The 15,566-nt window shown below is 71.4% G+C and carries 12 protein-coding genes; 9 read left to right on the top strand and 3 right to left on the bottom strand.

Annotated features, from left to right (window positions below; all coding sequences use genetic code 11):
* Positions 1-77 precede the first annotated feature (77 nt).
* The gene (locus CW362_RS08810) at positions 78-4,352 is read right to left on the bottom strand and encodes a discoidin domain-containing protein (RefSeq protein WP_103548803.1); all 4,275 of its coding nucleotides are present in this window, start codon (positions 4,350-4,352) and stop codon (positions 78-80) included.
* Positions 4,353-4,964: 612 nt separating this feature from the next.
* Between CW362_RS08810 and CW362_RS08805 the strand changes: the two genes are divergently transcribed.
* The 3 genes from CW362_RS08805 to CW362_RS08795 all read left to right on the top strand — a co-directional run bounded on the left by CW362_RS08805 (position 4,965) and on the right by CW362_RS08795 (position 6,848).
* A complete protein-coding gene (locus tag CW362_RS08805) occupies positions 4,965-5,147 on the top strand; it encodes a hypothetical protein (protein WP_103548802.1) in 183 nt (60 codons plus the stop codon).
* A gap of 82 nt (positions 5,148-5,229) precedes the next feature.
* Positions 5,230-6,036 carry a nucleotidyltransferase domain-containing protein gene (locus tag CW362_RS08800; protein WP_376451226.1) on the top strand — a complete coding sequence of 269 codons (807 nt, stop codon included), beginning with the start codon at positions 5,230-5,232 and terminating at the stop codon, positions 6,034-6,036.
* Positions 6,033-6,848 carry a barstar family protein gene (locus CW362_RS08795; protein WP_103548801.1) on the top strand — a complete coding sequence of 272 codons (816 nt, stop codon included), beginning with the start codon at positions 6,033-6,035 and terminating at the stop codon, positions 6,846-6,848. Before CW362_RS08800 ends, CW362_RS08795 begins: the two co-directional genes overlap by 4 nt.
* Positions 6,849-6,887: 39 nt before the next feature.
* Here CW362_RS08795 and CW362_RS08790 read toward each other — a convergent pair whose 3' ends face one another.
* Positions 6,888-7,700: a metallophosphoesterase family protein gene (locus tag CW362_RS08790; RefSeq protein ID WP_103548800.1), complete on the bottom strand. Its 813-nt coding sequence runs from the start codon at positions 7,698-7,700 to the stop codon at positions 6,888-6,890.
* Positions 7,701-7,961: 261 nt separating this feature from the next.
* Here CW362_RS08790 and CW362_RS08785 point away from each other — a divergent pair, with 261 nt between their 5' ends.
* A complete protein-coding gene (locus CW362_RS08785) occupies positions 7,962-9,458 on the top strand; it encodes an MFS transporter (protein WP_103548799.1) in 1,497 nt (498 codons plus the stop codon).
* A 37-nt stretch (positions 9,459-9,495) separates the two neighbouring features.
* On the opposite strand, the gene CW362_RS08780 is transcribed toward CW362_RS08785, so the two are convergent.
* Positions 9,496-10,089, bottom strand: coding sequence for a hypothetical protein (locus tag CW362_RS08780; protein WP_103548798.1), 594 nt, complete (start codon positions 10,087-10,089; stop codon positions 9,496-9,498).
* Positions 10,090-10,713: 624 nt separating this feature from the next.
* On the opposite strand from CW362_RS08780, the gene CW362_RS08770 reads away from it, so the two are divergent.
* From CW362_RS08770 to CW362_RS08745, 5 genes are all read left to right on the top strand, one after another.
* Positions 10,714-11,262, top strand: coding sequence for a heme-binding beta-barrel domain-containing protein (locus CW362_RS08770; protein WP_103548797.1), 549 nt, complete (start codon positions 10,714-10,716; stop codon positions 11,260-11,262).
* Positions 11,263-11,330: 68 nt separating this feature from the next.
* On the top strand, positions 11,331-12,227 hold the full coding sequence (locus CW362_RS08765) for an NAD-dependent protein deacetylase (RefSeq protein WP_103548796.1): 897 nt from the start codon (positions 11,331-11,333) through the stop codon (positions 12,225-12,227).
* A gap of 470 nt (positions 12,228-12,697) precedes the next feature.
* Positions 12,698-12,952 carry a lipopolysaccharide assembly protein LapA domain-containing protein gene (locus CW362_RS08755; protein ID WP_167455609.1) on the top strand — a complete coding sequence of 85 codons (255 nt, stop codon included), beginning with the start codon at positions 12,698-12,700 and terminating at the stop codon, positions 12,950-12,952.
* Between the two features lie 173 nt (positions 12,953-13,125).
* A complete protein-coding gene (locus CW362_RS08750) occupies positions 13,126-13,506 on the top strand; it encodes a hypothetical protein (protein WP_103548795.1) in 381 nt (126 codons plus the stop codon).
* A 449-nt stretch (positions 13,507-13,955) separates the two neighbouring features.
* The gene (locus CW362_RS08745; protein ID WP_103548794.1) at positions 13,956-15,242 is read left to right on the top strand and encodes an MFS transporter; all 1,287 of its coding nucleotides are present in this window, start codon (positions 13,956-13,958) and stop codon (positions 15,240-15,242) included.
* Positions 15,243-15,566: the final 324 nt, after the last annotated feature.

Genomic DNA, 15,566 nt, shown 5'->3' with positions numbered 1-15,566 from the left:
CGAGGCCGGGTGTCACGACGGTACGGGGGCTGCCCTCCAGAAGGGCAGCCCCCGTACCTGCCGGTTCCGTCCGGCTCCTACTCGATGTTGATCCTGAAGGTGCTGGTCGTGTTGCGGATGTCCTGGGCGTTGCCGCTCATCCGCAGGTTGCGGAAGGTGGCCTCACCGACGGCGGGTCCCTGACCGGGTTCCGGCAGTTCGTTGGCCCAGATGCCGAATCCGGACTTGGCGTCGAAGGCGTCGCCGCTCTTCTTGGAGTCGGTGATCGAGATGTCGGTGAAGATGGTGTCCTTCACCGGGAACTGGGGCTGTCCTCCTACGTAGTTGGTCTGGAACATGACGCCTCCGTAGGTGGAGTCGTCGATGTCGACGTCGTTGACCCGGATGCCCTGGAACACCTTGGACGCGGAGAACGCCCAGATGGCGGGGAAGACCTGGGAGCCCCAGAAGTGGCCGCCGGTCCGGTCCAGGGACACGTTCTCGATGGTCGTGGGATCGGTCCCGAAGCCGTTCATCGGATAGCCGAAGTCCAGCGAGGAGATGGTGATGCCGGAGTAGACCAGGGTGTCGGCGACGCGGATGTTGCGGAAGGTGTTGTCGTAGCCGCCGTAGACGGCGATACCGGCCGCGCGCCAGGTCAGGGTCGACGTCAGGTTCTCGTAGAGGTTGTTCTTCTCGTCGGCGCCGCCGGCGTCGATCGCGGAGAAGAGGGCGAAGCTGTCGTCGCCGGTGGCCCGCGCGTCGTTGTTGACGACGTGGTTGTCCGTGGAACCGTTGGTCATGTTGACGCCGTCGGCGAAGGTGTCACGGATACGGGTGTTCTTGATGGTCATGCCGTCGGTGTTGGCGCCCCAGTAGAGGCACACCATGTGCTCGGCCCAGACGTTGTCGATGGTGATGCCGGAGACGTTGGCGAAGTCGAACACCTTGCCCGGACCGTCGATCCGGGACGTGTAGTTGCCGAAGTAGGCGAACCCGGCGAACGTCGAGCCGTTGGCCGTGGCGTCGGCCCGGAAGCCCACGTCGGTGTTCTCCTGCGAGGACGGGGCGTGGAAGCGGGTGAACCACGGCCCGGCTCCGACGACCTTGACCGCCTTCCCGTAGACCTGGAACTTGCCGGCCGTCTCGTAGTCGCCCGCGGGCAGGTAGACGCCGACGAGCTTGCCGGTGGTGTCCATGCGGACCTTGTCGAGGGCGTTCTGCACGTCCTGGTGGGTGAAGCCGGCCGGAACGGCGTAGGCGGCCGGGTCCGGGTTCGGATTCGCCGTCGCCTGCTCGGTGTTGACGAAGTCGATGGCGTAGGTGGAGGAGTTGGCCGCGTCCTTCTGGAGCCGGATCTTCGATCCCGCCTGGACGGTCCTGCCGAGTTGCAGGTTGGCCTCGTCGTAGATGTGCCGGGGCGCTCCGGAGCCGGGCGAGTTGCCGGGCGCGGTCTCGTTGCCGTAGAGCCAGGCGTACTTGGAGGTGAGGTCGATCGTCTTGAGGAACTGGCCGTCCACGTAGACGTTCAGTGTCGTGTCGGTGCCGTCCGGGATCGAGAAGCGGGTCACCAGGGTGTTGGTGGCGGCGCGGGTGGTCCATTCGACGTACTGGCCGGTCCCGTTGAGGGTCACGGCCTTGCGGCCGCTCGCCTCGCCGGCGATGTCGCCGACGGTCCGGTTCGGTCCGACGACCTTGGCGCCGCCGCCGAGCGTGCCGTCCTCGGCCTCGTACATGTCGTACGGCATGTCGGCGCCGCGGCCGACGAACAGGGGTTGCGTGGTGGTGTTGTTGGCCCGCTTGACCGGCAGTTCGTTGGTGTCGTCGGCGATGACGGTCTTGACGGTGTACTTGCCGTTGACGGCCGTCCACGAGCCCAGGGAGACCGGGGCCGTGGTCTGGCCGGCGGCGATGGCGCCGTCGTAGGAGCCGCTGAGCGTCTTGACGGTGGCGCCCTTGGAGTCCTGGACCGTGAGGGTGACGCCGTGGCCGCCGGAGGCGGAGGCCACCGTGCCCTGGTTCTTGATCGCTACGGTGAACTTGACCTCGTCGCCCGCCGAGGCGCTGGAGGGGCTCCAGGAGACGGGTGCGGCCAGGAGGTCGGAGCTGGAGACGGGCTTGACGACGAGGGCGTCGGAGCGGGTGAAGGTGTTGTTCCCCTCGTTCTGCTCGATGACCTTGTTCGCCGGGTCGACCTCGGCGCCGACCGGGTAACTGCCCGCGTCCCGGGCCCCGATGCTCGCGGTGACGGTCTTCGTCTCACCGGCCGCGAGTGCGGGGACGTCGGCCGTGGCGGCCTTCGTGCCGCCGAGGGTGAGGTCGAGGTCCGTGGCCTTGGCCGCCTTGGTCCCGCTGTTGGTGACGGTCGCCGTCAGGCTGATGGCGTCCGACTCGACCGGGGCCGTGGGGGTGTTGGTGATGCCGGTGACCTTGAGGTCGGGATTGGCGGCCGGGGTGCCGATGACCTGGAACTCGGCGGCCTGGCCGCCCGGGGCACCGGAGTTGGACGTGAACCTGAGCTGGACGTCCGCGACGGATCCGGAGACCGGGATGGTCACGGTGTTGCCGCTCGACGGGTTGAACGTGTAGTCCTTCGCCGCGACGAGGCTGGTGAAGGCCGTCGCGTCCTGGTCGCGGCCGAGCACCTGGATGTTCTGGGTACGGGTCGACCAGGCCGCGTCCGGGTTGAGCTTGACGACGACCTGGGCGAGATCGGCGTTGGCGCCCAGCCTGGTGGTGAGGGTGGCCGGGTAGGCGCCGGCCCCGCTCTCCCAGTAGGTGCCGATCTGGCCGTCGTTGGCGTTGGTGGCGACGTAGGTGAAGGTGGAGGAGGACGCCTCGATGGGCTTGCCCTCGGCCAGGTTGGATCCGGAACCGGTGGAGCCGGTCCGGGTGACGCTGTTGCTCGCCGCCGACACGTTCCCCGCGGCGTCCTTCGCCTTCACGGAGTAGGTGACGGTGGCCGTCGCCGCCGGGGTGTCGGTGTACGTGGTGACGTCGCCCGCGACGGACTTGAGGAGCCGGCCGTCGGCGTAGACGTCGTACCCGGTGACCTTGACGTTGTCGCTCGACGCCTGCCAGGTGAGCTTCACGTCACCGCCGGACTGCGTGTAGGCGAGGTTGCCGGGCGCCGTCGGGGCCTGGGTGTCACCGCCCGATCCCCGGCGGGTGACGCTGTTGCTGTCGGAGGAGACGTTGCCCGCCGCGTCCTTGGCCCGTACGAAGTACGTGATGTCGGTGCCGGCCGGCTGGGTGTCGGTGTACGTCAGGACGTTCCCGGCGACGCTCGCCCGCAGTTGGCCGTTCGCATAGACGTCGTACCCGGTGACGGCCGTGTCGTCGCTCGCCGCGTTCCAGGTCAGCTTGATCTGCCCGGTGGCCGGTTCGGTGAACGCCAGATTCGACGGCGCGGTCGGCGCCTGGGTGTCGCCGGTGGCCGGTCCGTAGACCTCCAGCTCGGACGCCTGCCCGGCGGGCCACCCGGTGTTGGCGGTGAACAGCGCCCGCACGTACCGCGTCGTGGTGGTGTCGAGGGCGATGGTCGCCGACTGGTCGTTGCCGCTGTCGAAGGTGTACGCCTTCGAGGCCGTCAGGTCCGTGAAGTTCTGGTTGTCGGTCGAGCCCTGGACCTTCAGCGTCTGGCTCCGGCTCGGCCATCCGGCGGGCAGCCGCAGCGTCACCTGGTTCACCTTGACCGAGGAACCGAGGTCGACCTGGAGCCACTGCGGGAACGCGTTGTTCTTGCTCTCCCAGTAGGTGGCCCGGTTGCCGTCACCGGCGTTGGCCGCGCCGTACACGTCGGCGTGCCCGCTCTCGGTGAAGGGCTTGCCCTGGGCGAGGTTGGGGGTCTGGGCGGCGGCCGTGAGGACCTGCATCTCGGCCAACTGGGCGGTGGGGGCGATCGAGTTGCCGCTGAAGTCCGCCCGTACGTACCGGGCGAGAGCGGCGGGGAAGGAGACCTTCACCGTGTTGCCGTTGCCGGGGCCGAAGACGTACTGCGCCGACGACTTGAGCGTGGCGAAGCTCTTTCCGTCGGCGCTGCCCTGGAGGGCCAGCGTCTGCTTGCGGGCCCTCCAGTGTTCGGGCAGCCGCAGGACGACCTCGCGGACCCGCTCGGTCCGCCCGAGGTCGGTCTGCACCCACTGGGCCGACCTCTCTCCGGCCTGCCAGTAGGTGTCGGCGTCGCCGTCGGTGACATTGGCGGCCGTATGTGCGCCGCGGGCGCTGCCGGCCTTGGTGGCGGCGTCCGCGGCGGCGTCGGGGCCGCCGGCCGCGTGGGCACCGACGGCGGGCAGGCCCAGAACCATGACGATGGAGGCGAGCGCGGCGGTCGCTGCGCGGCTTCTCCAGGATCTCGGCTTGTGTGGAGTCATGCGGGGTTCACTCCCTGCGGAGGTTCGCGCGCCGGAGGGGCGGCGGGGTCGGCTCGTTCCTGGGCAGAGCGGTGGCGCGGTACGACAGATCGGCAAGAGCTGTCCGCGCGGGACGCAAGATTCCCGACGGAGAGTTATACGCAGCTTCTTGCATTGTTTCATCGCAATATTGCAGAGCAATGCGAGCACGTCTACGGCCAGGACGCTACAAGTTTCACCATCAACACCCGCACTCCAACGCCGACGGCATGACGCGCACGGTCGGCGCACCGACGACGGGGTCAACACACGAGGTCCACAGAGGCAAGGGAAACCAGAGGGACACCCCTGAGCCTCCACCCCTCCGGAGCCAACCCCCTTACCCCACTTGACGAAAGACTCCCGCCGCCCGTCAGGAGAGGGGGGCTTCGCCCACACGGGCACCAGCCGCCCCCGACACCCGCACGCGCCACTCGAAGCCTTGCGTCACCCACCACGCAAGCGAGCGCAAGAAGCGCAATATTTTGCGTAGCGATCCATCATCACGAAGGCCGATCACGTCACGAACCGTTCGTCACACCGCCGGGGACCTGGCCCGTCGGGACGGGACACCGCTCGTCTAGTCTGACGATCATGTCCGAAGAACACCCCGATCCGGATCTCGCGTTCGCCCTTCAGGTCACCGGCTTCGAACTGGCCACCGAGCCACCGGCTCCGGGTACTCCCCTCGCGCGCATCCTCGCCTTCGCGGCCGAGCACGGGTACGAGAGCCTGACCGACGAGCACTTCGACCTGGCCCGGCTCGGCCTGTTGTGAGGACGAGCGGTCCGGACGCGGGGGCCGGATAAATCGGTCGCGGCCGGTGATCCGTCCCCGCAGACTGTGGCCCGTGGAGCGCTTGGTGGAGATCGCGGACCGGTTGGTCGAAGTCGACGGCGTCGTCGGGGTATGCCTGGGAGGCAGCCGCGCCAGGGGTACGCACAGCCCCGGTTCCGACTACGACCTGGGCCTGTACTACCGGCCACCGCTGGACACCGCCGCCCTGCGCCTGCTGGCGGCCGAGCTGACCGGCGGGCCGGTGGAGGTCACCGAACCGGGCGGCTGGGGACCATGGGTGGACGGCGGCGGCTGGCTGACCGTCGACGGCCACCGCGTCGACTGGATCTACCGCGACATGGACCGGGTGCACCACGTCTGGCGGCAGTGCCGGGCCGGACGCTTCGAGATCGGCACCCAGCCCGGCCATCCCCTGGGTGTGTACTCCCACTCCTATGCCGGTGAGGTGGCCCTGGGCCGCGTCCTCGCCGACCCCGGCGGCGAGCTTCGGACCCTGCGGGAACGGACACGTCTCTATCCGGAGCCCCTGCGCGCAGCGCTCGTCGAGAACGCGCGGTGGGAGGCGCCGTTCGTCCTGGCCTGCGCTCGCAAGGGAGCGGCCCGCGGCGACACCTTCTACGTCTCCGGCTGCCTCTTCCGCGCGGTCGGGCTCCTCGTGCACGCGCTCCACGCCCGGGCCGGGCACTGGGTGCTCAACGAGAAGGACGCGGTGCGGGCCGCGGGAGAACTCCCCGGCGCTCCCGCGGACTTCGCCGGACGGGCCCACGCGCTGCTCTCCGCGCTCGGCACCACTCCGAAGACGCTCGCCGCCGCGCTCGACGCCGCCGACAAACTGGTGGCCGAGGTGTGCGAGGAGCTCGCCGGATGACCGGTACCTCGACCGTCGAAGGACGGAGGTACGCGCTGGCCTCGGACGAGGTGGACGACGACTTCTGGGGTTCCGCCCAGGAGGCCGAGGGGTTCTTCACGCCTCTTCCGGACGAGGAGGGCGCGCGCCGGGTACGCCTCGCGGGCTGCCTCCCGCAAGGGGGCCTGCTGAAGAGAGTCCGGCACGTCGGCAGCCGTCGCGCCCTGGCGGGGAACGCCTGGTTCGAGCTCCTCGACGGCGACGGTGTCACCATGGGGTCCTACTTCGTGGGCGAGGTCACCGTCGTCGACGTCAGGCCTTCCACCCGTGGAGCCGGCCTCGTCGACCTCACGGTGACACTGTGGTGCGAGAACGCCCTGCCCGGGGCGGAGGCCGTGTGGGACCTGGTCCGCGCCGGCCGGCTGGACCGCACCGGCATGTGGCACGGACTCGCCCCCGAGGACAGGCACGCGTGGCTGTCGGTGGCGCTGTGGTCCCGGGGGTACCGGCACCGGGGAAAGCCGAACGCTCGGGCGGGGCGGGTGTTCACCATCGACGGTCGGCACATCGTCGACAAGGACAGCTTCCACTGCGCGATCGGCGAGGCCGTCAACGGGCCCGGCGGATACTTCGGCTGGAACCTGGACGCTCTGGACGACTGCCTGCGCGGCGGCTGGGGCGCCACCACTCCGTTCACCTTGCACTGGGATCACTCGGCCGAGGCCCGGACACGACTGGCGGAGCGCGTGTCCTCCATCGACCGCGAGGTCGTGCTGTTCGACCTGCTCCTGGAGATCCTCGAGGAACGGGGCGTGAGCGTCGTCCTCCGGTGACGACCGGTCGGTTCCGCGCCGAGCCCACGGCCGCGTGGATCAATTCACGAAGATCAGCCTCTCCGCCTCCACGACGATCTCTTCCGGATCGGGTGCGTTCATGAGGGTGTCCGCGTAGCGGTCCGCCTCCGGGTCGGCGGCCCGGTGGGCGCGCGCCACGGCGTCCTCGACGTCGTAGCGGGTGGTCCTGAGCCGGACGCCTGGGCCCAGCAGCGCCCAGTACGCGGTGCCCGGTTCGCCGGTGTGGTACGGCAGCCCGACGCTGCCCGGGTTCACGCTGCGCAGGCCCGCCACGGCGCGGTCGAACTGGAGGTGCGCGTGTCCGGTGACCAGGACCGCCGCGTCGACGGCCGCGGACAGCTCCGCGAACCGCTCGGGCGGTGTCCCCGGCGTGACCAGTTCGTGGTCGCTGCGCGGTGAGCCGTGGCAGAAGTGCGCCGGTCCGAGTCCGTCGACCTCGACGACGACCCCGAAGGGGAGACGGCCGAGGAAGGCGATCGCCCCGGGCGAGTGCCGTGCGGCGATCCACGCCTGCCGCGGGGTGTCGGCGGTCCGCGCCGCCGTGCCGATCCGTGCGGCGTAGCGGTCGGCGTTGCCGCGTACGCACAGGGCACGTTCACCCAGCGCGACGATCCGTTCGTACGTCTCCTGGGGCTGTGGCCCCCAGGTCAGATCGCCGCACAGGACGACGAGGTCGGCCGCGGCGACGTCCGGTTCGGCGAGCACCGCGTCGAGGGCGGGGACGTTGGCGTGCACGTCGGAGAGCACGGCGACCCGGGCGACGGGACCGTACCGGCGGGGCGGCCCCTCCCAGTCCGCGGGCCCGTGCAGTTCGACGTCGGCGTCGGCCATCGGTGCCTTCCTCCTGACGGCTGGGGCCTCCTCGGCCGGACGGAGCCCGGTGCGTTCAGCGGTCCGCGGCGGCGACCGGGGGTCCGGCAAGCCTGGAAGAGTACCCGTACGGCACGCCAAGTCAACTGCGCACCGGGCGAGTTGCGTCATCGCCATGTACCGCTCCCGGGCCGCTGCTCCCGGGCCCGCCCTGGCGGCCGCGGCGCACGCGGAACGGCTCCCTGGCATGCGCCGGACGGGATGGTTGCTTAGCGTGACCTCATGACCACTGTCCAAGCCCCGCCCGCCCCCGACCAACGGCGGTGGAAGGCGCTCGCCGTCTGTCTGACGGCGGGCTTCATCTCGCTGCTCGACACCTCGATCGTGAACGTGGCGCTGCCCTCGATGGAACACGGGCTGGCCGCCTCCGAGGCCGCCCAGTCCTGGGTGGTCTCCGGGTACGCCCTGACCTTCGGGCTGGTGCTCGTCCCGGCGGGCCGACTGGGCGACATGCGCGGGCGGCGGCAGTCCTTCCTGGTGGGGCTGGCCCTGTTCACCCTGTCCTCGGGGGCGTGCGGTCTCGCGCCCAGCGCCTCCTGGCTGGTGCTGTTCCGGCTGGTCCAGGGCGCGGCGGCGGGCATGGTCGCCCCGCAGACCTCGGGGCTGATCCAGCAGATGTTCCAGGGAGCCGAACGGGCCAAGGCGTTCGGCCTGCTGGGCAGTGTCATCGGGATCTCGACGGCGGCCGGCCCCCTGGTGGGCGGTGTGCTGATCGACGCCGTCGGCACCGACGACGGCTGGCGCTGGGTGTTCTTCGTCAACCTGCCCATCGGGGTGGCCGCGCTCGCCGCGGGACTGCGGCTGCTGCCCCGCTTCCCGTCGACGGGCAGGCGGGAGGAGTTCGACCCGTTCGGCGTGCTGCTCCTCGGCACCGCCGTGCTCGCGCTCATGCTGCCGCTGGTTCAGGAGCAGCAGTGGAGCGGACGGCTGAAGTGGGCCCTGCTGCCGGTGGGCGCACTGCTGCTGATCGCGTTCTGGGGGTGGGAGCGGCGCCAGAAATTTCGCGGGCGGGCTCCACTGGTCGATCTGGACCTGTTCTCCCTGCGTTCCTTCACGCTCGGTTCCCTGATCAGCCTGACCTACTTCGCGGGCTTCACGACGGTCTTCTTCGTCTACTCCCTGTTCCTTCAGAACACGGCGGGATACAGCGCGCTGGCGGCCGGCGTCTCGGTGCTGCCCTTCGCCGCCGCGTCCGCGGTCGGCGCCGCCGTCGGGGGCAAGCTGGTGATGCGCCACGGACGCAGGCTGGTCGTCTTCGGCCTCCTCCTGGTGGTGGCGGGGCTGCTCGGGGTGGTCGTGGCGGTGCAGCTGGTGCCCCTGGAGAGCGTCGGTTGGGCCACGGCCCTGCCCATGGTCGTCGGCGGGCTCGGCTCGGGCCTCACGGTCTCCCCCAACACGACGCTCACGCTCACCCGCGTCCCCGTGAACCGCGCCGGTGCGGCCGGCGGAGTGCTGCAAACGGGGCAGCGCATCGGTTCGGCGGCCGGGATCGCGGTGGTGGGCGCGGTGTACTTCGCCCACCAGGCCCACCACGGCCGCTCCGTCACGGCGATTCAGCTCGGGCTGCTCACCGCCGTCGGGATGAGCGTGATCGCACTGCTGCTGGCCGTCGCCGACCTGCGCGTACGCCAGGCCCACCCCGAGCCGGAACGGGCCTCGGCAACGGTCCGGCGGGGCTTCGAGGACGGCGACGCGGAGGGAGCGGTCCGGCGCGGCTGAACGGGAGGGTGGTCCACGCACGCCGGATCGCGGCCGCTCACGGCTCCCCGGCGGTCTCCCGGCTCGTGCCCCTCCTGCTCACCAGCCATGCCCCGAGTGCCGCCAGCAGCGCGGCGGCCAGCGCGTACACCGGCAGCCAGAGCGTCGTCGTGGACGCCAGGCAGTCGTTCACGGCGTGCTCGCTCCGGTCGCTCCGGGCGTACGCCAGCGCGGCGCCGTCCTGACCGGCCAGGTCGTTCAGGACGGCCTGCGCGTGGAGTGCGGCGTAACTGCCCAGGTGGGCGCACTTGGCGCGGGTGCCCGGCATCGGGAAGAGCCACTCCCAGCGCTGCATGGCGGGCGCCACCGCCATGGCCACGCACAGGCCGACGACCAGTGAGTAGGCCGCCAGACCGCGCACGTACGATCCCCTCCCGCCCGTGAGGGGATCCGGGGGCCGGCTGAAGGCGAGGATCAGTGCGAGCAGGGTGACGCCGAGGTAGGTGGAGAACCACTGCCACGAACCGGAGGCGAGCGCGAAGGCGAGGACGCCGACGAGGGCGGTGCTCAGCACCTCGGTCCGGCTTTCGGCTCTCCGTTCCGCACCGGTGATCGCCGATCCCGGGGAGGCTGGGCGGCTGCGGTCGTCCACGCTCTCTCCTGTTCCTGCCCGGCGTCGGGCCGGGCCCACCAGTCTCCAGCCGCAGGTCCGTCCGGGCCCCCGCACCATGCCGTTCCGTACGCCGCCTCGCCCGGTTGGCGGGCGAGGCGGCGGCGGGATCCGGCCCGAGGGCGGGGACCCGCTCCTCCCCCGCCATGACCAGGTCGTACGCGTGAGTCCGACGCGTATCGTCGGCGCATGGACACCGCCTCGCCCCGCGTCCTCGTCATCGGGCTCGATCCGTACCGGGTGCCCGGGCCGTGGGATCCCGAGCCGGTGGCCGAGGCGATCGAGGCGGGACTGGCCGAGTTCGCCGAACACGGCGTGGGAGTGCGTCACCATCGGCGGTGGTCTGCGGCACTCGGACGATCAGGTCGGGCTCCTCGAGCAGGTGGTCGACCTCGTCCGGCGGAACGCACCCGACGCGGCCATCGCGTTCAACAGCACCCCGGCCACGACCTACGAGGCCGCCGCCCGCTGGATCGGGTGACGACAGGAGACCTGGCACGGGCGGTACCGACGGCGACAGGCCGCTCCGGTGGAAGGAGCACGCTCCGCGGGTGGAGTACCACTAGGCTGCCGGGCGGTACCGGCCTCAACCCAGGAGTGGATGTCATGGTCGCCCCCGTCGGGAAGCACCCGTACCCCGATGCGTTCCGTCCGGACCGGACCCCCGCGCCGCACGCGCTGCTCGCGCCGGTGACCGGGCTGCTCGGCACCTGGGTCGGAGAGGGCCGCGGAGGCTATCCGACGCTCGACGAGGAATTCGTCTACGCGCAGGAGGTCACGTTCGGCCACGACGGCCGTCCCTTCCTCCACTACGAGGCCCGTGCCTGGCTGCTGGACGCGGACGGCGCCCCGCTGCGCCCGTCGGCCCGGGAGAGCGGCTGGTGGCGGATGCAGGCCGACGGGCGCGTGGAAGCGCTGATCACCCAGCCGACCGGCATCGCGGAGATCCTGGTCGGCCGGGCGGCCGACGGCGCGGTGGACCTGGCCACCGGGCAGGTGGCGCTCGCCCCCACGGCCAAGGAGGTCACCGCCACCCGCCGCCGGTACACCCTCACGGACGCCGGCACGCTCGACTTCCTCCACGACCTGGCGGCGGTCGGACAGCCCTTGCAGCACCACCTCTCCGCACGGCTTCGCCGCGCCGACGGAGGCTGAGGCGCCCGGCCGGAGACCGACGCGGCGGCGGCCCGTACGCCGTGCCGCCGTTTCCGTACCCTGGATGCATGCGCATGCGCCCCACCCTGAACTGGATCCCTTCCGGGGACCTGCCGCCGGGCACCACTGATCTCGAGCCGGTCGCCGCCGCGCTGAGCGCCGGCGGTGTGCTGGTGCTCAGCGGGGCGGGCATCTCCACGGAGTCGGGCATCCCCGACTACCGGGGCGAGGGCGGGAGCCTGCGCCGGCACACCCCGATGACCTACCAGGACTTCACCGCGACCGCTCAGGCCCGGCGGCGGTACTGGGCGCGCAGTCACCTCGGCTGGCGGACCTTCGGCCGTGCCCGCCCCAACGACGGGCACCGGGCCGTGGCCGCGTTCGGACGGCACGGCCTGCTCTCGGGAGTGATCACGCAGAACGTCGACGGACTGCACCAGGCCGTCGACGGTCAGGACGTGGTGGAACTCCACGGAAGCCTGGAGCGGGTCGTCTGCCTCTCCTGCGGTGCCCGCACCCCGCGCCGCGAGATCGCCCGGCAGCTGGAGGAGGCCAATCCGGGCTTCGCGCCGGTGGCCGCCGCCGTCAATCCGGACGGTGACGCCGACCTCACCGACGAGCAGGTCGGGGACTTCCACGTGGTCCCGTGCACGGTCTGCGGCGGCGTCCTCAAGCCGGACGTGGTCTTCTTCGGCGAGTCCGTTCCCCCGTCACGGGTCGAGCACTGCCGTCGGCTGGTGCGTGAGGCGACCTCGCTGCTGGTCCTGGGCTCCTCCCTGACGGTGATGTCCGGACTGCGCTTCGTCCGTCAGGCGGCCGACGCCGGGAAGCCGGTGCTGATCGTCAACCGGGACGTGACCCGGGGCGACCAGCACGCGCTCACCCGGGTCGCACTCCCCCTGGGCGCGGCCCTCACCACCGTGGCCGGCAGGCTCGGCATCCCCCTGGACGAGGCCGCTGCCTGAGCCTGGACACGGCCCGGCTCCGCCGCCGCGGCCGGCCCGGCGACGGAGCGAGCGGCGCAGCCGGGACCGGGCCGGCGGCCGGCGGTACCGGAGGTCCGCCGGGCCTCTCCCGCCCGGACCGGGCTCCCAGTGGCCGTCGGGGGACAGGAGCAGAGCCTTGCGTTCCTTCTGGACCTGGATCTCGACGTGGGCCGCGTGCGAGGTGGCGCGGAACGCCTCTTCGTAGGACGCCAGGGCCGCGTTCGCGGCTCCGCCCGCGAGACCCCTGGAGCGGACGCGGACGGCGAGCCGGGCGAAGAGACCCAGGACCGCGGCGAGGCCGCCGAACATGACGACGAAGGGCACGAGCGCATCCATGGACGGAGGCTACCGGCCGGCCCCGATCGGCGGACAGCGGCCTCGAAGAGCCCGGCGGCCCCGTCACGGCCGACCGAGTCGCCCGCGCGGGTGAACAGCCGGATACTGGCTTCATGGCCCAGAAGACCGCGAAGGAACACGGGCCGTCCACCGTGACGGTCAAGGGGCGGGACTACCGGCTACGCAGCATCGGCTTCTTCGTGCTGGCGGCCCTGGCGATCTGGTTCATCGCCGCCAACACCAGCTCCGTGACCATCCGGCTATGGATCCCCCAGGTCACCCTCCCCCTGTGGATCGTCCTGACCGTCACCCTCCTCGTCGGCATCCTGCTGGGACTGCTGATCGCCTACCGCCGGGCCCGCCGTTAGCCCGCGCTCCCCCACCGTCCCGCCCTGTGGCGGGCCCGCGCGCCGCGCCGCCGGTGTCGGCCAGGGCGGAGATGACACGCCCGTCCATCAACTCCTCTTCCACTGAAGGTAGTTGAATGTAGGGTCGGCCGTGGGCCCCTCACCTCGGGGGTGCCGGCACAGGGGGGAGAACCGTGTCAGAGATTTCCCGGCGGACCGTACTGGGAGCCGCCGCCGGCACAGCCGCGACGACGGCGCTCCTCACAGCGCCGGGGACGGCGCAGGCGGCCCGGCCCTCGGGCGCCACGAGTGACGACACCGCGCACACCACGCCCCAGGAGACCGACACAGCCATGGCCGTCACCACCGAGGAGCAGAAGTACGAGGCCTACGTCAGCAGCGACGAGGGGGAATGGGCCGCGCACGCCGTCTTCGACGCCCACTCCGACGCCGGTGACATGTGGGCCTACGTGGACGCCGCCCTGGCCCGACTGCGGAAGAAGTACCCGAACTCGGCCTTCACCGGGAACGTCCGGCGCTACGACCAGGTCATCACCGAGATCGCGCACCCGTAGGAGACCACGGTCCGCAAAGGCGGGTTTCGGCCCGTACGACGCCGGGTCCAGAGCCCGTACGCCGGACCTCTTCCGCCGGCTCCGGGCCCGTCCCGGACAGCAAGGAACCCTGTCACCCAGGTGCGGGACAGGGTTCCGAAAGAGCGCCGGGCAGGCCTTGCACCTGCATTTCCCCGCAGGAAGCGGGGCGTCTTTCCTTGGACCACCAACGCGTGATCGACCGGAGCGACTTCCTCCGACCGGCTCAAGATCAATACTAACAGGCGCGCCGAGCCGGCGGAATCCGGCCACCGCGACCGTGGCCGCACGCCCGGGCGCCTCCGCCCCGCTCACCGCCGAGCCGCGCGGGGGAACGGCCTGACCTGCGGAATACAGATGACCGGTGAAGCGGGCACTGCTTACCATCGGGCGCTGCAGTCCTGCCCCGCCGTCCCCGATCGGTCGTTTTCGTGAAGTCTCTGGTTCCCCCCGTACTGCGTGACGAGCCGCAGTTCGCCCGCCTGTTCATCGGGCAGTCCCTGTCGGTCGTGGGCGACCGCGTGTCGTTCGTCGCCGTGCCCTTCGCCGTGCTCTCGGTGGGCGGGTCCGCCTCCGACGTGGGGCTGCTGGCTGCCGCGGGACTCGTGCCCATGCTGCTGTTCGCCCTGGTGGGCGGGGTGTGGGCGGACCGTTTCCCACGGCACCGGATCATGCTGGTGTCGGACCTGGTGCGGTTCGCCGTGCAGGGGATCGCCGCGGCGCTGCTGCTGACCGGCGTCGCCGAGGTCCGCCATCTCGTGCTGCTGATGATCGTGTTCGGCACGGCCGACGCGTTCTTCATGCCCGCGGCCACGGGGCTGATGCCCCTGCTCGTCGGGGCCGACCGGCTGCGGGAGGCGAACGCCCTGCGCGGGTTCGTCCAGTCGGCCGGTCTGGTGGTCGGCCCGGCCCTGGCCGGAGGGCTGGTGGCGCTGGCCGGGCCCGGCGGCGCGCTGGCGGTGGACGCGCTGACCTTCGCGGCCAGTGCCGCGTTCCTGGCCCGGCTGACGCCTCGCGGCACGGCACCCGGGACGCCTCCGTCCGCCCCGGGAGGAAAGTTCCTCGGGGAACTGCGCGCCGGCTGGACGCAGGTGCGCAGCCGGACGTGGGTGTGGTCCGGCATGGCGGCCATCTCCGTCTACCACGTCGTCGTGCTGCCGGCGGTGTTCGTGCTGGGGCCCGTCCTGGCCGAGGACGAGTGGGGCGGCGCGGTCGGCTGGTCCGTCGTGACCGCGGGCTTCGGCATCGGCTCGATCGTGGGAGACGTCTGCGCCTACCGGATCGGGGTCAGGCACCCGATGGCCCTGGCCGCCGCGGCGCTCGCCGTGGGTTCCTGCCAGGCCGTCATCATCGGCTCCGGCGCGACACTTGCCGTGATCACCGTCCTCGAAGCGGTCACCGGCGTCGCCGTCTCGCTCTTCTTCGTCATCTGGGAGACCGCGCTACAGACGCACATCCCCGAAGCCGCCCTGTCCCGCGTGAGCTCCTACGACTACCTGCTGTCGTCGGGACTCATGCCGCTGGGCCTCGCGCTCGCCGGTCCGGTCTCCGACTCCCTCGGCGTGCGGCCCACGCTGTACGCGATGACGCTCGTCGCGGTCCCCGCCTCGCTCGCGCTTCTCTGTGTCCCGGCCGTACGGCGTCTTCCCGCGCACGCTCCGGACACGGCCGGCGGTGGTGACGACGTCCGCACCGCCACCGAGGCCGGCGTTCCGTGAAGCGGGTGAGCGACGACCGGACCGTGACCGGACCCCGCGCATACGGCCGTACGCCCCTTGCCCCGTTCGGGGACGAGGGGCGTTAGCCCATCCGCCTCCCGCGGCGACCCGGCCACCGCTTCCGCGACCTGCGCAAACGCCGGTACCCGAGCGGTCGCCGCGGCCGCCCGGGTGACGCCCGTGCCCCCTGTCTCCTGTTGCGGAGCTGACGGAGCGTCGGTTTTCTCGTCGGTGGAGACCACTGGAGCGCCGAGCGGACTGGCCGGCCACTGCTTTGTCGGAGGATTCCCTTGCGAAACACACACGTTGGCGTCGGTGTCGGAC

The sequence above is a fragment of the Streptomyces populi genome (genome assembly GCF_002911015.1).
GTDB lineage: Bacteria > Actinomycetota > Actinomycetes > Streptomycetales > Streptomycetaceae > Streptomyces > Streptomyces populi.
This window is presented reverse-complemented; position numbering and strand designations above follow the sequence as displayed.